Source organism: Streptomyces sp. NPDC127129 (genome assembly GCF_042671585.1).
Classification (GTDB): Bacteria; Actinomycetota; Actinomycetes; order Streptomycetales; family Streptomycetaceae; genus Streptomyces.
The window spans coordinates 402870-426214 of the sequence record NZ_JBHXTV010000004.1; the positions used below are offsets into that span (position 1 = coordinate 402870).

General features: G+C 69.9%; 23 protein-coding genes and 1 pseudogene. 13 read left to right on the forward strand and 11 right to left on the reverse strand.

All coding sequences use genetic code 11. From position 1 onward, the window contains the following. Window positions 1–459 precede the first annotated feature (459 nt). Window positions 460–819 carry a hypothetical protein gene (locus ACFVGW_RS10340; RefSeq protein WP_385851617.1) on the forward strand — a complete coding sequence of 120 codons (360 nt, stop codon included), beginning with the start codon at window positions 460–462 and terminating at the stop codon, window positions 817–819. Between the two features lie 398 nt (window positions 820–1217). On the opposite strand, the gene ACFVGW_RS10345 is transcribed toward ACFVGW_RS10340, so the two are convergent. Further along, entirely contained in the window at window positions 1218–1379 is a 162-nt protein-coding gene (locus ACFVGW_RS10345) for a hypothetical protein (RefSeq protein ID WP_385851618.1), read from the reverse strand. Between the two features lie 57 nt (window positions 1380–1436). On the opposite strand from ACFVGW_RS10345, the gene ACFVGW_RS10350 reads away from it, so the two are divergent. From ACFVGW_RS10350 to ACFVGW_RS10370, 5 genes and pseudogenes are all read left to right on the forward strand, one after another. After that, on the forward strand, window positions 1437–1709 hold the full coding sequence (locus ACFVGW_RS10350; RefSeq protein WP_385851619.1) for a hypothetical protein: 273 nt from the start codon (window positions 1437–1439) through the stop codon (window positions 1707–1709). 95 nt (window positions 1710–1804) lie between these two features. Next, window positions 1805–2539 carry an SOS response-associated peptidase gene (locus ACFVGW_RS10355; RefSeq protein ID WP_385851725.1) on the forward strand — a complete coding sequence of 245 codons (735 nt, stop codon included), beginning with the start codon at window positions 1805–1807 and terminating at the stop codon, window positions 2537–2539. Between the two features lie 253 nt (window positions 2540–2792). Beyond that, window positions 2793–3641: an NAD(P)H-binding protein gene (locus tag ACFVGW_RS10360; RefSeq protein ID WP_385851620.1), complete on the forward strand. Its 849-nt coding sequence runs from the start codon at window positions 2793–2795 to the stop codon at window positions 3639–3641. 73 nt (window positions 3642–3714) lie between these two features. After that, window positions 3715–3984: pseudogene (locus tag ACFVGW_RS10365) on the forward strand (DUF6193 family natural product biosynthesis protein); the annotation flags it as partial. A 592-nt stretch (window positions 3985–4576) separates the two neighbouring features. Then, window positions 4577–5374, forward strand: coding sequence for a hypothetical protein (locus ACFVGW_RS10370; protein ID WP_385851621.1), 798 nt, complete (start codon window positions 4577–4579; stop codon window positions 5372–5374). A gap of 799 nt (window positions 5375–6173) precedes the next feature. Here ACFVGW_RS10370 and ACFVGW_RS10375 read toward each other — a convergent pair. Beyond that, the gene (locus ACFVGW_RS10375; RefSeq protein WP_385851622.1) at window positions 6174–7751 is read right to left on the reverse strand and encodes a hypothetical protein; all 1578 of its coding nucleotides are present in this window, start codon (window positions 7749–7751) and stop codon (window positions 6174–6176) included. Between the two features lie 243 nt (window positions 7752–7994). Here ACFVGW_RS10375 and ACFVGW_RS10380 point away from each other — a divergent pair, with 243 nt between their 5' ends. The 4 genes from ACFVGW_RS10380 (at window position 7995) to ACFVGW_RS10395 (ending at window position 12701) form a co-directional block, all read left to right on the forward strand. After that, window positions 7995–9569 (forward strand): hypothetical protein, encoded by a 1575-nt coding sequence (locus ACFVGW_RS10380; RefSeq protein WP_385851623.1) that lies wholly within the window; start codon window positions 7995–7997, stop codon window positions 9567–9569. A gap of 69 nt (window positions 9570–9638) precedes the next feature. Beyond that, the gene (locus ACFVGW_RS10385) at window positions 9639–11702 is read left to right on the forward strand and encodes a DNA/RNA non-specific endonuclease (protein ID WP_385851624.1); all 2064 of its coding nucleotides are present in this window, start codon (window positions 9639–9641) and stop codon (window positions 11700–11702) included. 238 nt (window positions 11703–11940) lie between these two features. Continuing rightward, entirely contained in the window at window positions 11941–12444 is a 504-nt protein-coding gene (locus ACFVGW_RS10390; RefSeq protein WP_385851625.1) for a DUF4240 domain-containing protein, read from the forward strand. 44 nt (window positions 12445–12488) lie between these two features. Further along, a complete protein-coding gene (locus ACFVGW_RS10395) occupies window positions 12489–12701 on the forward strand; it encodes a hypothetical protein (protein ID WP_385851626.1) in 213 nt (70 codons plus the stop codon). 95 nt (window positions 12702–12796) lie between these two features. Here ACFVGW_RS10395 and ACFVGW_RS10400 read toward each other — a convergent pair whose 3' ends face one another. Next, a complete protein-coding gene (locus ACFVGW_RS10400) occupies window positions 12797–12967 on the reverse strand; it encodes a hypothetical protein (protein ID WP_385851627.1) in 171 nt (56 codons plus the stop codon). A gap of 289 nt (window positions 12968–13256) precedes the next feature. Here ACFVGW_RS10400 and ACFVGW_RS10405 point away from each other — a divergent pair, with 289 nt between their 5' ends. Beyond that, window positions 13257–13541, forward strand: a complete 285-nt coding sequence (locus ACFVGW_RS10405; RefSeq protein WP_385851628.1) for a hypothetical protein — start codon at window positions 13257–13259, stop codon at window positions 13539–13541. 983 nt (window positions 13542–14524) lie between these two features. Beyond that, window positions 14525–14929 (forward strand): hypothetical protein, encoded by a 405-nt coding sequence (locus ACFVGW_RS10410; protein ID WP_385851629.1) that lies wholly within the window; start codon window positions 14525–14527, stop codon window positions 14927–14929. A gap of 195 nt (window positions 14930–15124) precedes the next feature. On the opposite strand, the gene ACFVGW_RS10415 is transcribed toward ACFVGW_RS10410, so the two are convergent. The 8 genes from ACFVGW_RS10415 to ACFVGW_RS10450 all read right to left on the reverse strand — a co-directional run bounded on the left by ACFVGW_RS10415 (window position 15125) and on the right by ACFVGW_RS10450 (window position 22775). After that, on the reverse strand, window positions 15125–15739 hold the full coding sequence (locus ACFVGW_RS10415) for a hypothetical protein (RefSeq protein WP_385851630.1): 615 nt from the start codon (window positions 15737–15739) through the stop codon (window positions 15125–15127). 1315 nt (window positions 15740–17054) lie between these two features. Continuing rightward, on the reverse strand, window positions 17055–17654 hold the full coding sequence (locus tag ACFVGW_RS10420) for an acyltransferase domain-containing protein (protein WP_385851631.1): 600 nt from the start codon (window positions 17652–17654) through the stop codon (window positions 17055–17057). A gap of 76 nt (window positions 17655–17730) precedes the next feature. After that, window positions 17731–19143 (reverse strand): ATP-binding protein, encoded by a 1413-nt coding sequence (locus tag ACFVGW_RS10425; RefSeq protein ID WP_385851632.1) that lies wholly within the window; start codon window positions 19141–19143, stop codon window positions 17731–17733. A 215-nt stretch (window positions 19144–19358) separates the two neighbouring features. Further along, window positions 19359–19937, reverse strand: a complete 579-nt coding sequence (locus ACFVGW_RS10430) for a hypothetical protein (RefSeq protein ID WP_385851633.1) — start codon at window positions 19935–19937, stop codon at window positions 19359–19361. Between the two features lie 191 nt (window positions 19938–20128). Further along, the gene (locus ACFVGW_RS10435) at window positions 20129–20911 is read right to left on the reverse strand and encodes a cytochrome c biogenesis CcdA family protein (RefSeq protein WP_385851634.1); all 783 of its coding nucleotides are present in this window, start codon (window positions 20909–20911) and stop codon (window positions 20129–20131) included. Next, window positions 20908–21507: a TlpA family protein disulfide reductase gene (locus ACFVGW_RS10440; protein ID WP_385851635.1), complete on the reverse strand. Its 600-nt coding sequence runs from the start codon at window positions 21505–21507 to the stop codon at window positions 20908–20910. Before ACFVGW_RS10440 ends, ACFVGW_RS10435 begins: the two co-directional genes overlap by 4 nt. Next, complete coding sequence (locus ACFVGW_RS10445; RefSeq protein WP_385851636.1) at window positions 21507–22292, reverse strand: thioredoxin family protein; 786 nt, start codon at window positions 22290–22292, stop codon at window positions 21507–21509. Before ACFVGW_RS10445 ends, ACFVGW_RS10440 begins: the two co-directional genes overlap by 1 nt. 261 nt (window positions 22293–22553) lie before the next feature. Beyond that, complete coding sequence (locus tag ACFVGW_RS10450; protein WP_383224632.1) at window positions 22554–22775, reverse strand: hypothetical protein; 222 nt, start codon at window positions 22773–22775, stop codon at window positions 22554–22556. On the opposite strand from ACFVGW_RS10450, the gene ACFVGW_RS10455 reads away from it, so the two are divergent. Further along, window positions 22768–23094 carry a hypothetical protein gene (locus ACFVGW_RS10455; RefSeq protein ID WP_385851637.1) on the forward strand — a complete coding sequence of 109 codons (327 nt, stop codon included), beginning with the start codon at window positions 22768–22770 and terminating at the stop codon, window positions 23092–23094. The genes ACFVGW_RS10450 and ACFVGW_RS10455 overlap by 8 nt on opposite strands. Window positions 23095–23345: the final 251 nt, after the last annotated feature.

Genomic DNA, 23345 nt, shown 5'->3' on the forward strand with positions numbered 1-23345 from the left:
CTTCGACTCCCGCCCGCCGAATCCTGCACCACCCGCCCGCGTCGGGCTGCTCCACCACTGCCACGGTTGGTGCGTCCGCATCGATCGACCGGCCTTCCCCCGGACGCCGTCGAGTTCATGGACTTCCGCACGAGTTGCCGGCGAGGGGGTTGTCGATGTGGGCCGCGAGTGAGGCCCGCAGGGTTCCGGTGTCATCTCCCGATCGTCGATGAGGTGCGCGACGAGGTCGGCGCGGATGGCGGCCGGCAGGGCGTGGGCGGTGAAGTTGCGGGGTGTGGACTCCGGGCACCTGATCGAGTGCGGTGCGAGAAGGGAACCCTCTGCGTCCGGACGGTGAACGTCGCCACGACGCCCACCTCGAGTGTCAGGCAACAGGCTGCGCTGGTCACGACAGTAGGCTGCCGGACGCCGAGATGGCGGAGGTCGGCAGGAGCCCCCGCACCGGCCGGAATGGTCGAGGTGTCGATGCAGCGACGGCGGGCAGTCTCCCCCGAGAAGCGGTACGAGCAACTGGTCGCGCAGTTCGCGAAACTGGACGGGGTGGCCATCCCTGGCGATGAGCCGGGACGAGAGGGAAAGTTCGGCGCTACTGCGCTCAAGGCCGGCGGGAAGATTTTCGCGATGCTCGCGCAGGGCCGTCTGGTGGTGAAGCTCCCACGGGCCCGAGTCGACGAGCTGGTGGGTGCCGGTGAGGGCGAGCGCTACGACCCAGGGCAGGGTCGGCTCATGCGAGAGTGGCTCAGCCTGGACCCCGGCTCGGAGCTCGGCTGGGACGAACTGGCCCGCGAGGCCCTGGAGTTCGTCAACCCTACCCAATGAGCCACACAAGGACAGCTCCCCAGCCCCAACCCAACCACCGCAGGTCGATCTGGCGGCTGTGAGTGGCGATCGTGGGCCTCTCAGCCGGTCCTTGTGGTCTGACCTCGTACGATACGCCCAAAGAGGCACCTGACCAGCACGAAAGCCGTGGGGGAATGAGTCTGCTGCCTCACGATGTCAGGCGGGATGCGTGCGCTGTGGCGTCACACATACGAGACGACCGCTACCGGTGGCTGTGCACACAGTGACGAACCGTTCGGGCGTGGGAGGCCGAGCAGCATCCCGCCCAAGCCGATCAAGGCGCACGCCGGGTGCAACACACCAGGCCCCCATTCGAGGGACCGAGGGCCGCGTACGGGCCCGCTGCCTGACTACGGCCTGAACCCGGTCTTGAGGGGTCAGCGGGCGACGGAGACCGCGAAGGGCTCAAAGCCGTGTCGGCGCATGATGTGGGGCACGACCAGGATCATGGCCTCGGTGGCGGCGGCTGTGGTGATGTCGCCGAGGTTCTCGATCCAGGCGGGCCGGCTGATCTGATCGATGCCCAGAAGCGTCTCCACCAGGCGCGCGCCGAGTACGCGGTGCTGTGCCAGTCCCTGCCGTGGTCGGTCGAACCGATGCCGGGGTGGCCCGGCGAGGCCCCCCACACCGGCGCTGTCACCGGCGGCCGGGAGGAGAGCCCCGGCTATACCCCGGAGCAGGACGCGGAGGAGAAGCGGCTGTGGACGTTGGTACGGGAGCTGTCGATCGAAGTCTCGACGCATCCGTACTGGGCGACCCTGGAGAAGGACGGCGCTCTGGTGAAGGCCCGAACGGAGCTGAAGCGTCACCCCGAGACCGTGCCGGCTGTCGTCCCGGCCGCTCAGGAGCGAGGTTGCGAACGGCGCTGATACCGAGAGTCGATCGGCATCCCCGGCCCGCGGCGACTGCGGTCTGACCGCGGCTTTTCCTCACCCCGCTGCGGATGTCGTGGCACAGTGGCGGCATGTGCGGCCGCTACACCTCCACCCGCAGTCCTGAGGATCTGACCCAGCTCTTTCAGGTCACCGACTGGCGCCCCGACGAAACACTGGCGCCCAGCTGGAACGTCGCGCCGACCGACCAGGTCTACGCGGTCCTCGAACGCGCGGCGCGGGACCAGGGGGACGAGGTGCGCCGTGAACTGCGAGCACTCAGGTGGGGTTTGGTGCCGTCGTGGGCGAAGGACCCGAAGACCGGATTCCGGATGATCAACGCACGGGTCGAGACCGTCCACGAGAAGCCCGCCTACCGGCGTGCCTTCGCCAAGCGGCGTTGCCTGCTGCCGGCCGATGGCTTCTACGAATGGGATCCCGTCAAGGACGAGGAGACGGGCAAGACCCGCAAGCAGCCGTATTTCATCCACCCCAGCGACGGGCAGGTGATGGCCATGGCGGGTCTGTACGAGTACTGGCGCAACCCCGACGTCACGAGCGACACCGACCCCGATGCCTGGATGACGACCTGCACGATCATCACCACCGAGGCCACGGACGCCGCCGGCCGCGTACACCCCCGCATGCCACTCGCCCTCACCCCGGACCACTACGACGCCTGGCTCGACCCCCACCACCAGAACACCGAAGACCTCCTCGCCCTGCTCAACCAGCCGGCAGACGGCCAGCTCAACGCCCGGCCCGTCTCCATGGCCGTGAACAACGTCCGCAACAACGGTCCGCATCTCCTCGACGACGTCGCCTGACACACTCCCGCGGCCACGTGGACGTGGGGCCGCAGGATGAATCGCGGGGCGTCAGCGGGCAGCACTCGCACCAGACCAGCCCCAGAGCCCTGCCGCATGCTGTGTCGATGAGATTTGCTCGGTCGCTGCGCGAGCCCGTCTGGGCTGCCACAGGTCGCTCGCCGGTCATGACGAGGGCCGACTTGTCCCGTCAAGGGCGCCTTCAGCGCCCGATAGTGTGACCCTCGTCCGCTGACGAGGCGATGGGGGCAACATGCGTATTGCGGTTACGGGTGCAGCGGGCAGGCTGGGCGGGCGGGTGGTGCAGTTGCTCGCGGACCGGGCCGACGTGGACGTCGTGGCCATGACCAGGCGCAAGCTGCCTGCCGAAGCAATACCGCCGCAAGTCGAGCTCGCAGTAGCCGACTACGCTGATCCGTCCGCTCTGCGCGCGGCCCTGGAGGGCGTGGACACGCTGGTCTTCGTTTCCAGTGACGGACCCGATGCGCAGATGCTGCTGCACCACCGCAACGTTGTCGCCGCCGCGACGGCTGAGCGCGTAGGCCATGTCGCGGCGCTGAGCAGCATCGATGCCGACACGGCATCTCCGTTCTGCTACGCCGTGGTCAACGGCCTCACCGAGGATCTGCTCCTGGCCTCCGGCGTCCCGTGCTCGTTCGCCAGGGCTTCGCTGTACATCGAGTTCTTCCAGGGCTGGCTCACCGAGGCGCGCGCCACCGGGCTGCTGAGGCTCCCGGCAGCGGACGGCCGGATCTCCCTGGTAGCGCGTGACGACGTGGCCCGCGCGCTCGCCGCACTTGCGGTGGGTGAGCCGACCGGTCGTCACCATGACATCACAGGACGTGAGTCGACGGATCTCGGAGGCATCGCCTCGATCGCTGCGGAGGCATGGGAGACACCCGTCGCCTACGTGGACATCCCGGCTGACACGTACTGTGTCGAGACGGCGGCGACCGGCCTGGATCCATGGTGGCTCTATGCCTTCTCGTCCATGTTCGCTTCGGTACGCGAGCAGCGCTGGGATCGAGTCCGAGACGACTACGCCCAGCTGACCGGCCGCCTCCCCCTTGCTCTCCACGACGTCCTACTAACAGACAAGTGAGTGCGCCGACGCCGCGGAGAGGCCGACAAGGCCGCTCAGCAGGGTCAGATCGAGCCCTCGATTCCCCTGGACCGGTACGGGCGAGCAGCACTTCAGCCGCTGCACCCAGTGGGGGTGGACGTGGGACATCCCCTACATCCAGCCTGCTGCCGGAGGCAGCTACTGGGTGTCAGGGACTTTCCCTTCGCAGACGGTGGGGCCTGCGGAGACGGTCGCGCTGGCCGGCGCCATGGTGTTGGAGCGCATTCCGATCGGATGCGGGTCGGCCTTTATCGGCACTCCGGAGGAACTCGCTGTCCACGAGGCGATGCAAGAGCAGCTCGACGGACAAGCGGCACGCTGAGTTCCTCGAGCCCGCTCACCGGCCGGATCATCACCAACCGGCGCGCACTCACTGAGAAACTCGGCCGGTGGCAGTCCCCTGCCAGGTTGGTGGCAAGCCCACTGGTTGCGTAGCGGCAGGCGGTGCGTGAGCCGGTCGGCGCCTGGCCGAGGGACCACAGCGCGTCGACCGGCGACACGCACCACAGTGAGGCGCTCCTGCAACAGGATCATTTTGCGGAGCAGTTCGAATCCGGCTCGACCGTGCAGCCGTCTCCTGGTCTTCTTGATGCGGTTTCAGGCGCCTTCGATGCTGCCGGACTTCCAGCCCGGGAAGGCAAGGCCATACCCCTCCAGGGTCCTGTGGTACGGCAGTTTGGAGGGCCGTCGGGGTGCAACCGAAGCTCACCCAGCTCCGCAGCCGGCACAACCTCAGTACTCGCTTTCGCAACAGGCCTTAGGCGCCACAGGCATCGTCCGGCTGGGCGAAAGTTGTGTCGCTCTTTGTGAGGCGAGGAAACGGTTCGGCTGTTCCGACTGCGGCCTGGCCATGGAAATGATCACGTGGCCCCGGCAGCCGCCGGGATTCGACCCTCGCCCTGAGGTGGCATTCCGTGGTCCTCGTCATCGTCGTCGCTTTGCTGGCCCTGCTCGCGGGACTGGCCGCCAACCGCTGGCTGCGGCCGAGACTCGTCAATGCCGATGACGACGAAGGTATGGCCGTCAAGGACCTCGTCGGTCCGCTGCTGACGATGACCGTCCTGCTGCTCTCCTTCGTCCTGGTGACCGCCAACGGCTCCTACGGCAAAGCCGAAGTCGCCTCACGCGGCGAGGCGCGCGCGCTGGACCAGCTCGTCGAGACCGCCGAATACGCCCCCGCCACCGAGCGGGCACGCATCCAGGCCGGTGCTGTCTGCTACGCCCGTGCCGTCCGAGTCCAGGAATGGTCTGCGATGGCCGGCGGCAACGGCTCACCGGCCCCCAGTGTCTGGTCGACCGGGTTTCGTGAGACCTTCGAGAACCTGGCCGGACAGCAGGTCTTCGGAATGCTGGTCGCCGCAGACAGCAAACGCTCCGACGAACGCGAGGAACGCCTGACGCAGGCCACTTCCAGCATCCCCAGCACCATCTTCTGGTTCCTGCTCGCCACCCTTGTCATCACCGTCACCGCCCTAGGGATCTGCCTGCCCAGGAGGAACAACAGGGGCCAGATCGTCACGCTCGTCGTGATCACCGCTCTGCTGACCACGGCTCTGGTCATCATCCGTGACGTCGACCGCCCCTTCGGCGGCATCATCGATATCGCGCCGACCGCGATTGCGGAGGCGGAGCGGCAGGCGCACCGCGACTTCGCCGTCAACGGGCCCGCCGCCGATCTGCCCTGCGACGCCGAGGGAAACCGCGCTAGCTGACGCCACAGCGCCGGGCCCGAGGCCGACGTCCCGGACAGCCCCAGGGGCTGTCCGGTCAGGATGAACGACGCCTCAATCGCCCAACGGTCTGGGGGACGGGCTCCTCGCTCCTCAGTCCCAGGATCAGTTGGTTTTGCGGATGGTGTTGCGGGCCGCGAGGCGGAAGTCCTTGACGGCTTCGTAGAGGGTCCGCTCTCGTTCGGCGGCAAGGGCGATGTCTTCGGTCTTGCGGTGGTGTTGCCCGTGTGGGCGTTCGCTGCCATCCGTCGCATGATGTGTGAGAGGTCGCTGGAGGCGACGGTGACGCGTTCGGCGAGGTGCCGATCGTGCGGATCCTCCGGGGTTGTCACGGACCGGCCTCCAGAGAGGCGCGCAGCTGCTTGAGGCCGTTGCGCGTACGGGACTTCACCGTGCCTCTGGACGGAAGAGCCTCGATGGCAGGCGTTGTCAGGGGGAGTTCATCGCGGGCCAGCTGTCCATGCGCAAGCAGCGGCGGGACAGGCGCACGGGTCCTTCACCCGAGGCCGTTCGGTCGTACGGGATTCGGGCGCCGCGATCTGGCAGAACACGATGTGCCCGGCCGTCACCGGGCCTTGCCCGTGAACGCCGAGGAGACCGAGACGGCCGACGGCTCGACGCTGGTGTCTGCCGGCATCCGGGCCATGACGCGCGCGCCTATGCACCGCAGTCCGTCTGGCGGACGTCGCCGGCGGGCGGACCAGCCGCTTGGCCGCTGCTCGCCGTGATGAGTGGCGCCACCCGCTGACATTTTCGAAGTTCACGGTGGCCGTCTCGGCGCTCAGCCGGCCGCGGCGACTGCCGCGGCCGGCCCCCCGATTCTGGACCAGTCGTTGGCGGGCGACCAGCGCCACACCGACCCCCCGTCGGCCGCGACTCGGTACAGCGCGTGGCCGTCCATCGCCAGGTCGGCTCCCGAGTCGCCGATGTCCGACCAGATCCTGGGCTCTCCTGTGTACTGCCACAGCCGTCCCGTCTGCGGGTTGACGGCGAACAGGCCGAGTTCGCCGCCGTAGATCGCCCGCGCGGGCCCGCCGATGATGTCCCACGTGTCGCCGCGGCCTGACCATTGCCAGACCAGGTCACGGGCGGGGTTGAGTCCGTAGAGGTGGTGGGGGCCGACCACGAAGTGTGCGCCGGGGTTGCCCACGCGGGTCCAGGTCTTCTTGGCGGAGTCGTAGCCGATGAGGTGTCCGTAGGCGGGTTCGGTGGCGAAGAGCCCGGCGCCGCCCGCGTAGATGTGCCCGGCGGGCCCGCCGATCGTCGTCCAGCTTCCGGCGCGGCCGTTCCAGCGCAGGACTTTGTCGCGGTTGGGGGCGAGGGCGTAGAGGGAGGCGCCGCCGAGGGCGAGTTCGGAGGCGGTGCCGATGAGGGTCCAGGAGTTCGGGGTGCCGTTGTAGCGGGAGACGCGCCCTGTCTTCTCGTCGAGTGCGAAGACGCCGGGCTTGCCCGCGTACGGGGTTCCCACCCCCGTGCCGATGGTGGCCCAGGTGTCGCCGGAGCCTGACCAGCGCAACAGGGTGCGGCCGTCGGACGCGAGGGCGTAGGCGGGCCCGGTGGCGTCGGCGGCGGGAACGGTGCGAGGCGGCGCGCCCTCGTCGGAGACGGAGGGCGGGGCGGACGGCGTGCTCTGCGGGGCGGACGGAGAGCCGGAGGCGCGGGTGGCGGAGGGCGAGGGGAGTGCGCCGGGCGAGACGGGGGCGTCGGCTTGAGGGCGACGGGCAGTGTCGTGGTCACCCCTGTACTGCAGGGCGAGGACGGCGGCTGACGCGAGTACGGCGAGGGCGACGGTTGCGGCGAGTGCGAGTCGGGTGCGGCGGGCCGGGGAGGATGCCGGTGCGAGGGCGCCGTCGGCGGTCCCACTGGGGCTGTCCGGGCTGGTCGGCGGGTTGTCCGGGGCGGGCGGCGTGGCAGAACCGCCGGGGCCGGGCCCGGCGAGGGTGGCGGGGCCGGCCGGAAAGGACTCGGCTCGGCCGGGGGCATCCGGATCGGGTGCGGGAGGCGAGGCCCGGCGCGGTGCCGGCAGGGCGGAGGCATCCGTGACCGCGGCTCTCTGCGCCGCCTGGTGCAGGCGTCGCGCCTCGTCCAGCATCCCTTTCCGTACCGCGGGGTCCCGTACCTCTCGCTCCACGACCGTCTGGAGTCGTCGCCAGGGGATGACCCGGACCCCTGACCGGTACTCCCCCCACATCGTCTTGCTGACCTCGCCGTAGTTCTGTGCCAGGTCTCGTACGGTCTGCCCGTCCGTCAGCTCGCGCAGGAATCGGGCGAGCGCATTGGCCTGCTCACTGCGTCCTCTGAACTCCCCCTGCTGACGACCGGCCACGGTCTCGTACCCCCCGACTGTCCGGGTGGACAAACCTTGTCCACCCGCTTTCACTGCTCTGACCTGCCCGGACGAAGGCATCTTCGGGCGTCCAATTCAGGCCCCCGCCAAGGTGATTGGCGTGACGGCAGCACCGTTCGCACCCCTGCGGATGCCTCGCCAGATCACACCACGTCTGTGCGTGGCAATGACACCTAGTGCGTATATCGCGCCGCACAGGCACGGGATTCAGCCAGACAGCCGGCCCAGCCGGCCCGTCACTCCCAGGAGCCTTCCTTGCCCAACACACGCATGCGTACGACGAGCCTCCGCGTCCTGTGCGGGACGCTCGGCGCCGCGCTTCTCGCCACCGCCGTGGCCTCGGGCCCCGTGCGGGCGCAGACCGTCCAGGCGAGCGACCGGAAAGCCACCGAGACCGGGACCATCGGCCGGGGCGCCGCGCCCGGCGGCAAGGTCACCCGCGAACAGATCATCGAGCGCGCCAAGGCGTGGGTGGCCCAGCAGGTCCCGTACAGCACGAACGGGCTGACCTCCCCGTACAGCTGGTGGTCCGACGATGCCACGGGCGGGTACTACCGGCAGGACTGCTCGGGCTTCGTCTCGATGGCCTGGCAGCTGCCGTACTCCCGCTCCACGCACACCCTGCGCGCCGTGTCGAACAAGATCGCCCTGTCCGAGCTCAAGCCGGGCGACATCCTCAACTCCGACCGGCACGTGCTGATCTTCGGCGGGTGGACGGACCGGGCCGGCCGGGAGTTCACGTACTACCAGCAGAGCAGCCGCAGCCGCCCCACCAACCGGGGCGAGGGCGATCTGGACAACGCCACACTGTCGAACCACCCCACCGGCAGCTACGAGGCACGCCGCTACCACCACGTGGTCGACACCCCCGCGAAGCCGTCCGACGCAAGCCCGCTGCGGGCGACTCCGCCCCCGCCCCCGCAGCCCGCCCCGGAGCCCAAGCCGCTCCCGCCCACCCCCTCTCCCGAGCGTGCGGCGCCCCGGCCGGCAGCCAAGCCGGCCCAGTCCGCGCCCTCGCGGCCCGCCGCCCGCAAGACCGTCCGGCTGGGCGCGCTGGCGACGCACAACCGGCGGCTCTACGCCCTCGCGGAGGACCGCAGCGCGGTGTACGAGCGCAGCGGCGGCGTCTGGCGGCGCATCGGGGGCCCGGCGGGACGCCTGTACGCGGGCGGGGCCGGAGTGTTCGCGACGAATCCGAAGGACGGCCGGATCTTCAAGTACGGCGGCCGGCCGGGCTCCTGGACCTGGATCGGCTCGTCCGGCGCGGAGTTCGTGATCGCGGGCAACACGCTGTACGGGCTCACCCCGAGGCGTGACGCGGTGATGCGGTGGACGGGGAGCGGAAGCCGTTGGACCGCGGTCGGGGGCCCCGCGCGGCACATCTACGGGGGCGGGGCGGGCCTGTTCGCCACCGACCCGGAGGACGGTCGCCTCTTCAAGTTCCTGGGCCGCGCGGGTGAGTGGAAGCAGACCGGCGGCATGGGGACGACGTTCGCGGTCGACGGGCGCACGGTCTACGGGATCAGCCCGGACGGCTCCGCGGTGTACCGCTGGACGGGCTACGGCTCGGCGTGGGTCCGCGTGGGCGGACCGGCGGTTCGGCTGTACGCGGGCCAGGCGGGCGTCTTCGCGACGAACCCGAAGAGCGGGGACCTGTACCGGTTCGACGGGAGCGCGGACTCCTGGACGAAGGCCGGCGGCCCCGGAGCCACGTTCACGGCGGGCGCGGACGGCGAGCTGTACGGCCTGAGCCCGGACGGACGGGCGGTCTTCCGCTGGACGGGCCGCGGCTCGGCCTGGACGTCGGTGGGCGCACCGAAGAGCGCCTGAGGCCACTACCCCTTCACACCGTGCACCACCCCACACCTTCGAACCTCCGAGAGGAGACGTGGCCAGCCGATGTCCAGAATCAACCACCGCGTAGCCCTGCTCGTGTCCACTGCAGTGGCGGCGAGCCTGCTGACGGCGGTCCCCGCGAGCGCCGATCCCTCAGAGCCGCGCAGGCGCATCATGCGGCACCTCCCCGTGGAACAGCCCCCTGTCTCGGCGCCGGTGGCCAGCTCCGTGACCGACCCGGAGCCCGGCCCGGAGCCCGACCCCGACCTGGGATACGGCGCGGAGCTCGCCGTGACCGCCAAGGGCGCCGTCTACGCCCTCGCGGCCGACCACGGCAGCGTGTGGAAGCGAGAGGGGGACGGCACCGAGTGGACCAGGATCGGAGGCCCCGCCGACTCCATCCACGCCGGCCGGGCCGGCCTCTTCGCGATCAGCCCGCACACCCGCGACGTCTACAAGTACGACGGGGAGGGCGACTCCTGGAAGCAGGTGGCCGGTCCTTCGGCCGACGTCGTGGTGAACGGGAACAACGTCTACCGCACGTCTGACGGCGATGGCTCGGTCCACGAGTGGTCGAAGGACCGCAAGAGCTGGGAGCCGATAGGCGGCCGGGCGAAGCGCCTGTTCCTGGGCGGCGCGGGCCTCTTCGCCACCAGTCCGGCGGACGGCGCGATCCACAAGTACGGCGGCAAGCCCCACGACTGGGAGCGCATCGGCGGCCCCGGCTCGACGTTCGCAGTGGACAACGACGACCTGTACGGGATTTCGCCGGACGGCAGCGCGGTCTTCCGCTGGAAGCAGGACAAGGAGGACCGAACCGCGTGGGAGAAGATCGGCGGCCCGGCCCAGGAGCTCTACGCAGGCGGCGCCGGCCTCTACGCCACCAGCCCGGCGGACGGCGCACTCCACAAGTACGACGGCAGGCCCGAGCAATGGCTCCCCGCCGGCTCGGCGGGTGCGATCTTCGCCGTCGACGACAAGCACGTGCTCGGCCTCTCGCCCGACCGCAAGGCGTTCTTCCAGAGTGAGGGCAAGGGCGAGGGCGAGCCCTGGAAGTACATCGGCGGCCCCGAGGTCGAGCTCCAGGAGCTGAGGGACGAACAGACGCTTCTGGAGGAGCGCGGAAAGCCGTACGTCGACGAGTTCCGCAAGGCCAGGGACCTCGACCGCACGTCGCTCAGCACATGGCTGAGCAAGGAGAAGGGTCTGAAGCTCCTCCTCGACGTGGTGGGCGTCGACGCCGTCGTGAACTGTGTGTCGTCCATCAGGGACTGGGACATCGACCTGGGCAGCCTCCTGGACTGCCTCGACACGGCAGCGAAGCCGCTCGGCGTGATCCGCGCCCTCACCAAGGCGGACGAGGTCAAGGACGCGGTCAAGCTGGCGAGCAAGAGACTGCCCCAGTACTCCAAGGATGTTGGCCAGGCCAGGGAACGCCTCAACGATGCCAGGAACATCCTGGACAAGGTCAAGGAGAAGCCGGAGGAGCGCAACTACAAGCCGCCGGTGCCCGACTGCCGGATCAACGGCACGGGCTGGAAGACCCTGCTGCCCACGGACGCGAAGTTCGGTAACCGCGCGACCGGCATCGTGGCCTGCCTGGACGCCGCCTACGTGGCCGCCAACCCGGGATCACCGGCTCACGAGAACGTCAGGCCCCCCGGGTACACCTGGGCACGGAACACCATGTACTACCACGACAACAAGTCTCCCAGGTGGTGGCGCAACGCCTGCCACCTGCTGGCCGATCAGCTGAGCGGCCCGGGCGACGACCTGCGCAACCTCGCCACCTGCACCCGAGCGGCCAACACCACACCCAACGCACCGAACAAGGCGGACCCCGGACTGCCCGAGCACATGTACACCTTCGAGAAGAAGGTGAAGGAAGCCGTGGAAGCGAAGCAGAAAGTGATCTACCAGGTCACGCCGCAGTACGCGGGCGCCCGCACGGTTCCCTTCGAGTTCAAGATGTCAGCCCGAGGTCTTGCCGAAGACGGCACGACAGGGCTCGTCTTCGACGTGACCATTCCCAACTCCGGGTACAGCACCAAGTTCCACTACTACTTCAACCTCGGACTGGTGACGGACCAGGCCCACCGGCCCGTACCACTGGCGGGAGTCGCCTGACAGCCTTGGCACCGCACCGCCCGACCGGTCTCGCTACCGCGAAGCCGATCCTGAGAGCCCCGGCCGCCCGGCCGGGGCTCTCGTCCTTGCGCAGCACCGTCCTCGCCGAGCACATCGCTCCCTGCGCGCCCGGACATTCTCTGGATTCGGCCACCCCCGCCGCGGGCCTCGGCGGCGACAGAGCGGCCCCGCAGGAAGCCGACGGCAATGTCAGTACCAGATGGCAGGCTCTGCCCCCATGGACAAGCAGCAGTTCTGGCAGCTTGTTGAGGCAGCCCGCAACCAGGCGTCCAACCCGAACGACGGCGAAGCGGTCGCCCGCAGGGCGACCTTGCTGCTGGCCTCCCGGCCGGTCGAGGAGATCATTGCCGCTGAGCAGGTGCTGTGGGACCTGATGGCTGACTCCTGCAGCAATCCTCTCTGGGCCGCTGCCTGTATCGCCAACGGGGGGTGCTCTGACGACGGCTTCGACTACTTCCGCGCCTGGCTGATCGCTCAGGGTCGTGAAGTCTTCGAGCGCGCAGTAGCCGACCCCGATGCCCTGGCAGAACTGCCCATCGTTCAAGCCTGCGCGTCCGCCGGAGTCGACTTGGAGGGTGAGGACATGCAGGGCATCGCGTGGAACGCACACATCTCGGCGGCCGGTGTTCAGCTCCCCGCGAGCCCACCCACCATCCGCCACCCGCAGCTGGACCCCACCTGGAACTTCGATTTCGATGATCGCGCGCCGCAACGTCGGTGACTACGAACCCTTCCGCGGCAAGGCGGCGCGTTAGGCTGCGGCTCATGCCTGACATCAAGCCGACGGATCCGGAAGCCGAGAGGACCAAGGGCCGTGTCGCACTGTGGCTGGACGCCGAGGATCTGCGGCGACTCGCCTCCCACTGCTTCTGTGCCGAGGGCTCTTCCGAGGAGGAGCGTGAGCAGTGCGGCCGTATTCGCTTCCGGGCATCGACTGCGCTGCATAAGCATGGGCTGAGCGACCCCGGGGAGTCTTGAAACCGTCGTGGCGCGAGTCACCGTGGGCTCAAATCACACACTCCTACCCCCGGCGGAATGTCTGCTGCCGAGAGGAAACGGTCGGAGGCCGTTCACTAAGGCGGGTTGCCTATGTCCCGCTTGCCCACCGCAGCGGCGAGCGCAAGGAGTGCTTCAACCTGGGCCATCCGCACGCGGGTCTCATGGCTGAGACGCCCCTTCGACTCCCGCTCGACGGTTTCGAGCAGCTTCTGAGCGTTGTGCACATGAGCGGCGTAGTCAGCCACGTGACCTCCAGTGTGGGTGATCCGTACCGTAGCGGGCGTAGAGGTCAGGTGAAGCCTCATTGGATCAATCCTGCCTGGGAGGCCTGGCGATCAGGCAAGGTCCCGAAACCGCAAGCTGCCCAGGCCGTCTGGGTGAGGCCGGCGCACTCAGCGCTCCAGCGATGTGCGGGGGTGTGAGAGCGGCCAGGGCGGCGCACCCTTCAGACGCGAACCTGATGGCAGGGACGGCTGGGACCAACTGAGCCGTCGCCGACGGACCGGCACAGGGGTGAGGCATCTCCTCGGCACCGTGACGTACGCCGAGCTGTGCGACATGCACAACGACGGGCGCTCCCCTTACCACGTGCCCGAGGTCGAGTCCAAGAACGACGGCTCCGTGATGAAGGCGGCCCACCGCATCGCCGCCGACGGGCGGGAGGTCGACCTGTCGCTGTGGGCCGACGCCGCCACTGGGGCCCGTGCCACAACGACTTACACCGACCGCTCCTCCGTGCGGAGCATTCGGATTCCAGCCGCTCGGTCGCGCCCCGAGGCAGGTCCGGGTGACCATCCGCCGCATTCGCCCGCAGCCTGACCGCTGCCGCCTGGATGGAGCAGGTGACCACGATCGCGGACCTCTGGCATCACTCCGTCGTACCCGTGCCACCACTGACCCGTGCCGTCTTGTTGGCCTTCTACTGGATGTGGCGTCAGGACCGCGGGCCCCGGGCTGAAGTCCTTGGCGGCTTGGCCGGCCTGTACGTGGGCGACCTCGGCGACCGGCGCAGCCCGGCACACCGCATACCTGGCGACCTGTCACCAGCCAGCCTGGGTCGAAGCAGTCGACGCCTCCCCTCCCAGAAGGTGATGGCCTCCGACCTCTACGGCCACCTGGCCCCGCGTCTGCGTATCGTGCTCTGCGACGTGGTCGACCACCTGCGCAGGAGGGTGGCAGCTACGACGTGACGTCCAGCGTCTTCGGCGCGATCGACGTCACCGAGCCACGCCGGATGCTGCCCGCAGCATTCGGCGCGCTCAGGCCCGAGGGGCGACTGGTGTTCTCCATGCTCGCCCACTACCTCAGCGGCGCACTCGGCCAGACCGACGTCGTGCCGGCCGACATCCCCGAGAAGACACCGGACGGCGAGAACACCACGATGCGCCGCTGGGTTTCCAGGAGCAGGTGTGGACCGAACTCAATGACGCAGCCGGATTCACCGCCATCGAGACCACCACCCTGCCCTCCGCAACTCAGGGGCCCGCGCCGCCAGCACTCTCCTGGTGACCGCCATCCGTCAGACGACCCGCCCACCTGCCATGTAGATGGGACTGCCGATCCGTGTGCGCCAGAGAACAACTTCCGTCCTTGCGGCGCAGGTCTGACCAGCAGGTTTCACCTTCACCGAGTTCCAGGCAATCAGGGCGCTGGAGTGGCGTGCACCCACCGGAGGGCGGAGAATCTTTCTTGATCCCGGACGGCCGAATTCACCTCCCTGAGTCGAGAAGATCACGGCCGGCTAGGCGCCCTCTCGCCCTTCAGCTCCGCTCGTCGGTTCGGTGACGAACACCGGAGGTCGCATGACCGATCCACAGACGATCCTCGTGCAGGCGCGCCAAGGTCCCGTGCCGGTGGATTGGCGAATCTTCACCAAGAAGCGGGGAAGAGTCTCCGGTTTCCTGCGCGGGACAGCGAATGATCCTGATCCGCTGCTCGTCATCACCCCGGATGGCGCCATCGAATACAAGGACGAGCACAAGCCGATAGCGATCATCGACTTCTACGACCTGGCTGAAATAGCGCTACAAGTGCGCGGAAGCAGCTTCTCTGACAGTACTATCGTGAATCTCGCCGTATGGGTCGACCTCAACTACCTCGACGGAAGAAAGGAAAAGTGGCGATCCGAATCCTTCGCGGACAACATGCAGACGATTCAGGGCTTTATCGAAGCGTACGGCGCCCACAAGGCAATTCGAGGAAGCTGACGGTACGCCTCATCGATCCGAACCGAAGCGCTTCGAGTGCGGACACTTTGACGGCGTGAGCTCCTGAAAGCCGTACGCGCCAAGCGGAGTTTCGTGGTACGGGAAGCCACGGCGGGGGTTCTCCCGCCTAATGGCGTGACCGCGGTCACCGGCCCGGGCAAGCCGGGGCAGAAGCTGGCAAGAACGAGCTTGAAGCTACTTTGTGCTTCCGCAGTCTTCGAGTGCCGTCAGCTTCACAGAGGGGTTCGTCGCGAATTCACCGGCACGGTGAGGAGGGTGTGAACCAAGCCGGAGATCCGCGGGCTTGGCTCTCTCCATCTCTTTACCTTCCTCTCGGATCCACGGCTTACCTGAGGGTGCCTGAACGATGAGGGCGTCAACGACGAACGGTTCCCAGATTGCATCGGATGTCCTGCGTATCACTCGCTCGGAAGTTCTGGAGATGGTGACATTGGGGATGTCCAGGCGGGAACAAGGCGGAATCGCCCCTACAGGGAGCCGCATGTAGAGCTTGTTCAGCGGGAAGTTGAGGCGGACGGTTGCCTCGACCGGGTCGAGACCGCGGTTGGTGATCACCAATCCGCCGCGCTCGGGCCAAAATGTCACGCTTGAGGCCACCTTTCGCGCGTCTTCCTCCTGTTGCTCACGGGACTGGGCGAGTTGGTCGTTCGCGATCTCAGCCGCCTTGACAGTGCCCCAGGCCGTTACACCCAGGCCGAGCGCCGCGATCAGTGCCGCAAGGACGGCAGTGTGCTTGGCCCAGTCCGCCCGTTGATAGCGGCCGCGAATCGCGTCCGTGATTCGCCGCACGCGACCAGGACTCGGCGCGGAGACATCAGACACCGGAACCGGCGGTGTTGAGGGCCCCTGAGGGTGAATGGGTGGCCGTGGGGGCAGCTGTCGTATGCGCAACCGGGGAGGGCGGGAACGGGGCAAGAGACGGCCTCGCATTCACGGACGGATCCTGCCCTATAGACGCACGCGTGTGGGTCCGAGTTCCCTGAATGCGAGAAGACACAAGCTCCGCGCCGACCGTCGACGGCCGACCGCCTGCCAAGCCGAGGCCCTGCCCACGCTCCTGGAGCTGCTCGCCGGGCCGTTGTGTTCGGTTTCCGTTTCGTAGGGGCTGACGGTTCGGCAGAGCAGTGAGATGTCATCGCTCGGGGTTGTAGGCCGGCGCGTTTGCCGCACATGAAGGACTGGGTGGAGTCCCGGCGCGGCTGGACGCTCATCGACTTTCCGGTCGACAGCGGCCTGGATTTCCTGTCGGCCGTAGCGAACTCCGGCCCGCGGGACGCGTTCTACCTTCGGATGACGCACTAGGCGGCCCCGGACGCCTGGGAGGTGAACGTCAAGCCGATGGACGCGGCGATGTTCCAGGAGAAGCTGGCATCGCGGTTTCGTCTCCAGATGCCGCAGGTGAGCTTCCCGGTGTACGGCCTGCCGGAACTGATCCGCGCCTTCGTGAGCACGCCGCACGCCGCCCGGTACCGAGGAACTGCTCCTCCACCGCACCGCCCCCGGCGCCACGCCCCCGACGACTACGACGACTACGGCGTCGAGGTGACCGGCTACCCGGCAGGCTGGTCGGTGGCCGCCACGAGATGCGCGATCACCACCGAAGCACTCCTCCTCCTACCCTTTCTCGACGACCCCCAGCGCATCATTCGCATCGACGCCGCGTACGCCCTGGCCACCGTCGCCGACCCCGACCGCACGATCCGAACCACCGTCGCCACCAGACTCGTCACGGAGCACGACACCACGGTCCGCGCCGCCCTGCTCTCGCTGCCGCCGAGATCACCCGGGCTCACGCACACCAGCCGACCTCCGCGCGGCATCCTCAACGGCTGGTGTCGACGTGGCAGTTCACACCATGGGAATCGGCGCGCAGGGGCCGGTGCGCGGGGGCGCCACGGCAGCGCCGCCATCGATTCGGCACGAAGGCGGCCGGCTGGTGTTCGGGTCAGTTTGAGAGGACAGAGTGCCCGGCGGCCGGTCGGATCCAGTGGTGGCCGGCTTGCCCAGGTGGGCGAGTACGGCGTGCTGGACATCGGTCTCGGCGGTCAGGGACAGCGCGTCGCCGAGGTCCCACACGTAGCGGCCGTAGGCGTACTGGATCGCCTCACGGTCGCCCCCGGTGAGGCCGTACTGGTCCTGGGCGAGGTCGTGGTCCGGTCGACGCCTGGAAGATCCGAGCTGGGCGATGAAGCGGCGAAGTTCGTGGTCCTCGGGCAGGTAGTCGTTCAGGGCCGGGTCGAGCAGCCAACTGCCGACGCTGATGGTGAATGCGCCCTGTTCCCAATTGACGTCCCCCCCCGTACTCCCGTGGAAGGCGCCAGAGGATTTCGTGAACCCGGTCCGCCCAGGCCTGGTCCGGCACGGTCGTCAGCGGACGCACTGTGTGGGGGACGTACACGTCCACCCCGTCGCTCCACGCCACGCAGTCGAGCTGTTCCAGGCGGTGGATGCGCCCGCAGAACACACCCATCACGAAGTCGTGCAGTACCAGTCCGCCGTGCCCGGAGGCCGTCCGGTAGAGGGCGATCTTCTCGCCCAGCACCCCCAGGCTGGCCGCTGATGTCTCGTCCGATACCTCGATGCTCGGGTGGAACTCCCGCACGTGCGGGGTGGCGGCGAGGTAGGCCACGGTGTAGAACCACCACCCCTCCGAGCTGTGGTCGGACATGACGGGACCGACGGGGAGGCTCAGGCTGTTGCCCATGTCCTGTCGCTCGCATCCCTGCCGGCAGGCGCCCGGACGGTAGTCGCCGGCATCGGACGCCGGACTCCCTGGGCTGTCAGTCCCCAGCCGCGCCCGGCGCCGTCCGAGCCGCGGCCGCCCTTCGACCCCTGCGGCGCGAGCGCGGACGCCCCGACGCCGGGCCCGTCGACAGCTGGAACGTGACCGCCACTTGGGCACCGCCCAGGGGGCCGCGCGTGATGCGGACGGTGCCCCGGGCGGCGAGGGCCGCGCGACGGGCGATGTCGAGCCCGAGGCCGGTGGAGCCCGTACTCCCGCCGCGGGCGAGAGCACCGTCCGGGTCGGCGATGCCGGGGCCGGCGTCGTGAACGGTCAGTTCCACGGTGTGGGCGGTGCGGCGCACGGAGACCTCCAGGGCGCTGCCCCGGGAGGTGTACCGGAAGACGTTGCCCACGAGCGCGTCCACGACGGCCGTGATGTCCGCTTCAGGGAGGCAGACAGGGGTCGCCTCGTCCGTGATCTGGAGTGTGCAGGGACGGTCCTGCTGACCCGCGAGCACGGCCCAGAAGGCGGCGCGCCTACGGACGACGTCGGCGACCTCGCAGCGGTCCCCGCCCTCCCGCGGCCCGTCAGGCGATTCCTCGCCCCGCAGCGCCCGGCCCATCGGGCCGACGGCGAGCGGCGTTCGAGCCTCGGCGATGATCGCGTTGAGCTCCCGCTCCAGTTCGGCGACGGCCGTCTGGATGCGTCCGGTGTCGGCGCTCGGCGTGATCCGCTCGACCGCCAGGTGCAGGGCGGTCAGGGGGGTGCGGAGCCGGTGGGACAGGTCCGCGACCAGTTCCCGCTCGACGGCGAGCAGGTCCGTCATGCGGTCGGCCATGGTGTTGAAGGCCGTGCCCGCCTCCTTCAGTTCCGGCGGCCCCTTCGGCTGGACGCGGGTGTCGAGGTTGCCCGTGCCGAGCCGGCGTGACGCCTCGGCCAGCCGCTTCGCCGCCGTGACGACGGCGGAGCCGAGGCGGTCGGCGACCAGGACGGAGCCGCCGAGGAGGACGACCGCCAGCCCGGCCATGACGCTCCACGACACCACGACACCGCGGGTCAGGTCGTCGTCGGGCACGAAGTTCTCCACCACCGCGACCCGGTCCTGGGGCAGGATCACCGGCTGCAGGTAGATCCAGCCGCCGGGCACGTCCCGGGAGATGGACTCGCGTTCCTCCTCGGCTCGGCCCAGCAGATCCGGCGGAGCGTGCCCCGCGCCGCCGACCGTGCTGTGGTCCGGAAGATGGATGACCATGTGCTCGGCCGCGCGTAGCCCCGCCCCCGCCTCGCGCAGCTCGGCCGCGTCCGTGGTGAGGGCCAGGATCGGCGCCATCGCCGCCGCGCTCTGCTCGGCCGCCGTGATGCTCTGCTCGCGGGCGAGCGACATCACAAGCAGCCCCAGCGGGATCAGGAACGACAGCGCCACCATGGAGGTGACGGCCAAGGCCACCACCGCCAGGGAGCGCCTCACCGCGGGGCCCCGGGCTCGGCGCGGCGTCTTCGGGGCCCTCGGTTCACGGGTGCAGCGCTCCAACGGGTAGCCGTGCGCCCAGCGCCACGGTCGGGGGATTCGGGTCCGGGCGACGGGTCGCCGGAGGGGTCTCCCTGCACGGCGTCCTCCGAGAGTGACGTCCTCCGGGAGTGGCATCCGCCATCACCGGCTCCGCCATCCGGGACGATGGGCAGTCAGGAGGTGCCGAACGACAGACCGTCCTCGCCGGTGCGCAGGGACACCGCCCGGTCGGCCACCGGGATCGTACACCCCTCGGTCGAACTGCAGCTCGCATAGCCGATCAGCACCTTCGCCTCGCCCGGAGCGGTCGCCCGGATCGGCAGCTTCACCGTGACGGGGCCGTCGGGGTAGACCGGCACGACGGCGCGCACGCCCGCCACCGTGATGCTCTTGACCGGCTTGTCCACCGTCATGTCACCGGCGATGGCGACCGAACCGACGGGACGGACCTCGGTCGGCCGCCCGACCCCTTCGACGCCCTCGGCGGGGAGCGCGGTGCTGTAGAGGTGGAAGCCGGCTTCGTCGGGCGTGAACGTGGCGACCAGGGTGCCCGCGTCGGACTTCCAGTCGGCCACGCTCAGTCGGACGGTGACGCCGTTCTCGTTGAACTCCGTCACGGCGGCGGGCTGCGACGGCGCGGAGCCCTCGCCGCAGCCGGTCAGCGAGGCTGCGGCCAGCAGTGCGGCCGCGGCCCAGCCGAGGCGCGTGCGCGCGGCGCGGGGGAGGCGGGGGGCCGGGTGGGGGGAGGCCATGGGGTGTCTCATGTCGTCTTTCCGAGTCCTTCTTGTGTTTCGGGGAGGTGGGCCGCACGCCGGGGGCGCGACCGGCCCTCGTGGGTACGGGCGCGAGCGGCCCTCGTGGGTACGGGGGAGTGGAGCCGTCCGGTGCGCAGGGGGAGTCGGGCCCTCCCGGGCGCGTGGCGGCGGCACTCCGGCACCGGCGCTCACAGTGCCGCGGTCGTGCCCTGCAGCCGTACCTGCAACGCGTACACCAGGTCGGTCCACAGGCCGGTGACCAGCAGGACGCCGACGAGCACCAGAAGTGCACCGCCGGCCCGCATGACGGTCCCGTGGTGGTTCCTGACCCATCGGAAGGCCCGAAGGGCCCGCTGGAAGGCGAGTGCGGTGAGGAGGAAGGGCGCGCCCAGCCCCACGCAGTAGCAGACCATGAGGAGCGCGCCGCGCCCGGCGCTGGCTTCGTTCCAGGCCAGGGCCTGCACGGCGGCCAGGGTCGGCCCGATGCAAGGGGTCCAGCCCACGCCGAAGACGACGCCCAGCAGGGGCGCGCCGGCCAGGCCGAAGGAGGGCCGGCGGCTGCTGCGCAGCTCGCGCTGGGTGAAGCCGGGCAGCCAGCCCGCGAACGCGAGGCCCATGACGATGGTGAACAGGCCGAGGACCAGCGTGATGCCGTCCTGGTAGGCGAGCAGGTTGCGCCCGACGAAGCCGAACAGGGCGCCCCCGGACACCAGGACGCCGCTGAAACCCAGCACGAACAGCGCCGCTCCGGCGACCATCCGCCCGCGCCGTCCGCCGTCCGCCTCGGCGAGGTCGGAGACCGACAGACTGGTGACGTAGCTCAGGTAGCCCGGCACGAGCGGCAGGACGCACGGGGAGAGGAAGGACACCAGGCCCGCGGCCACGGCCACCGGCACGGCGAGGAGCAGGGTGCCCGACACCGCGCCGGCGGTTGGCCCGGTGGCGAGCGCCGCCCACGTGGGGCCGGTCATGCGTCCTCCCCGGCGACCCGGTCCACGAGGGGCTCCAGCCGCGCGCGGGTGACCGGACCGGAGATGGCGACGGCGATCCGGCCCTGCCGGTCGATGACCAGTGTGGAAGGGATGGCCTGCGGGTTGAGCAGCGTGGGCGGGAAGGCCAGCAGCAGCTTTCCGTCGGGATCGTGAATGCTCGGGTACCGCAGACCGTAGGTCCTCTCGAACTCCCGGGCCGGCCCGGTGGAACGGTCGCGGACGTTGACGCCCAGGAGCTCCACGCCGCGCGGCGCCGCCGCACCGCGCAGCGCCTCCAGGTCGGCGGCCTCGGCGCGACAGGGGGCGCACCAGGAGCCCCACACGTTCAGGACGACGACTTTGCCGCGGTACGAGCGCAGCGCCAGGTCCCGACCCGTGAGGTCCCGGCCGGAGGTGTCGGGCGCGGAAGGGCGTTCGGCGACCGGCAGCACCGCCGCGGTATCGACGGTGCCCGCTCCCGGCGCGGCGCCGTCCGCCCCCGCCACGGCGCCCCCGCCGCAGCCGGTGGCCGCGAGGGCGAGGAGGAACAGGGCGACCGTCGCCGACGCGCCGCGTCTGTGGCCGCGGGCCGTCATCAGGCCCACTTCCGCAGGAACGCGCCGAGGCCCGTCTCGGTCAGCTCAGGGTTGCCGGTCGAGTGCGTCTCGGTCACCACCTTGCCGTTGCCGTCGAGAACGACCAGGACGGGCATCTTGTACGCGCCCTCGCCGGAGCAGTAGTCGCGCAGGAGATCGAAGGCCGAGGAGTCCTGGCTGCCGATGTCGACCTTGACCACGTGGTACGAGGCGTCCAGGAGAGCCCCCACCCCGCTCGTGGCGAACACCCGGTCGGCGGCCTTGCAGTTGCCGCACCAGTTGGCGCCGAAGTCGATCAGCACCTTCTTGCCGTCGGCCTTCGCGGCGGCGACCGCGGCCTTGACGGCCCCACGGGCGTCCGCACCGGTCGGGTAGCCGCTGGTGAAACCCGAGGAGCCGGAGGCGGGAGCGCTCTTCTTCGAGGCCGGCTTGGCCGGGGCGGGAGCGCCAGTCGTGCCGGCGGGGCGGGGGGCGGCCTTGGATGTCGCTGCGGGGCGCTTGGCCACGGGCGAGGAGGCGGAAGGGGTCGGAGTGACGGACGTCGCGGGGGCGGTGGGGGAGGCGGATGCCGTCTCCGCCTCCAGGGGCGCCGGGGTGCCGGTGCCCTGGTCGGCGGGCGCGTCCGGGGCCGCCGCCACCGACACGTTCTGCGCCGCGTCGTTCTTCGAGCCGCCCACTCCGAAGGCCGTGGCGACGGCGGCGGAGGCGACCGTGAGGGAGACGGCTGAGAAGCGGGCGAGGCCCTGGATGCCGGCGGTGCGTTGTCTGCGCCGATGTGCGGCCATGACGGATCAACCCCTTGTGTTCGGTGAGCTCTCCGGGGCCTGGAGGCGGCCGATGCCGGAGCGGGCGCAGGACGCGGCCGCGGCGTCCTGTCCGCCGGGGCCGGAGCGATCGTCCTGACCGACCGTGAGCCTAGGTGCCGAACACGCGTCCTGGACCGTCCTGATGCCACCCATCAGGCACGCTTAAGGAACTGCTCAGGTTCGCGACCGCGAGCCTTCCACCAGGGGTTCTCCGGCCGTCCGAGGCGTCTGCCCGAGCACTCACAACCGGGTCTCGCGCACGCTGGCCTTCGCCGTCGGCACGACGGTCGCCGTGATCTGCGAACGGTGGTCGTCGCTGGTGAAGACGACCACCAGCGTGCCGGGATCGCTCTGAGCGGTGCTCGTGCGGAACCCCGGATCGGGAACGGCCGAGACGAAGCACACGCTGTCGCGGCCGTACTGGACGGTGACCTTGCCCCCCTCGGAGGGAACCGTGTGCAACCCGGGACCGCCGCTGCACTTCGAAGCCGACGGCCGGGGCGTGGACGTGACGGGCGCCCGCGTGACCGAGGGCGACGGCGAGGGCGTACGGGTGGTCGGCGGCGGTGAAGAGGGGGACGCGGGCGTGGGGGTGGGCGCCTTCGGCGTTGTCGCGACGGATGAGGCCGGCACCCCGACGAGGACGGACGGAGAGGGGTACACCGCCTGGACCGACCGCGCGGCGGGCGGGGTCGGTCGGGTCAGGCCGATGACGAAGTACACCGTGAGCATCACCGCGGTGACGCTGGCCGCGGTGCACGACAGCCATATGAGGAGATAGCGCAGGAGGCGTGGCACCGCATCAGTGTGGCCGACGCCCACCGCACCACCCACCCCGCCCTCGCTCACGGAGAGGAGCACGCGCCCCGTTCGGGCCGGCCGCGACCGGTCGAGCTCGCGGACCCGCCTCCGCCCCGAGGCGTACGGGAAGGTGGCGGACGTGACCGGGGCGGCCGGCGTCGCTCGCCCGCAGACCGACGTAAGGTCCGCCCCGCAGATCGCCCCGCGGTCGGACCTCACGCAGACCGCCGT

Excerpts from the sequence above, each read along its gene's own strand:
- ACFVGW_RS10350 (WP_385851619.1), top strand. The coding sequence starts at position 1,437 with ATGCCGGGGTGGCCCGGCGAGGCCCCCCACACCGGCGCTGTCACCGGC.
- ACFVGW_RS10355 (WP_385851725.1), top strand. The coding sequence starts at position 1,805 with ATGTGCGGCCGCTACACCTCCACCCGCAGTCCTGAGGATCTGACCCAG.
- ACFVGW_RS10360 (WP_385851620.1), top strand. The coding sequence starts at position 2,793 with ATGCGTATTGCGGTTACGGGTGCAGCGGGCAGGCTGGGCGGGCGGGTG.
- ACFVGW_RS10385 (WP_385851624.1), top strand. The coding sequence starts at position 9,639 with ATGTCCAGAATCAACCACCGCGTAGCCCTGCTCGTGTCCACTGCAGTG.
- ACFVGW_RS10390 (WP_385851625.1), top strand. The coding sequence starts at position 11,941 with ATGGACAAGCAGCAGTTCTGGCAGCTTGTTGAGGCAGCCCGCAACCAG.
- ACFVGW_RS10395 (WP_385851626.1), top strand. The coding sequence starts at position 12,489 with ATGCCTGACATCAAGCCGACGGATCCGGAAGCCGAGAGGACCAAGGGC.
- ACFVGW_RS10410 (WP_385851629.1), top strand. The coding sequence starts at position 14,525 with ATGACCGATCCACAGACGATCCTCGTGCAGGCGCGCCAAGGTCCCGTG.
- ACFVGW_RS10420 (WP_385851631.1), bottom strand. The coding sequence starts at position 17,654 with ATGGGCAACAGCCTGAGCCTCCCCGTCGGTCCCGTCATGTCCGACCAC.
- ACFVGW_RS10430 (WP_385851633.1), bottom strand. The coding sequence starts at position 19,937 with ATGGCCTCCCCCCACCCGGCCCCCCGCCTCCCCCGCGCCGCGCGCACG.
- ACFVGW_RS10435 (WP_385851634.1), bottom strand. The coding sequence starts at position 20,911 with ATGACCGGCCCCACGTGGGCGGCGCTCGCCACCGGGCCAACCGCCGGC.
- ACFVGW_RS10440 (WP_385851635.1), bottom strand. The coding sequence starts at position 21,507 with ATGACGGCCCGCGGCCACAGACGCGGCGCGTCGGCGACGGTCGCCCTG.
- ACFVGW_RS10445 (WP_385851636.1), bottom strand. The coding sequence starts at position 22,292 with ATGGCCGCACATCGGCGCAGACAACGCACCGCCGGCATCCAGGGCCTC.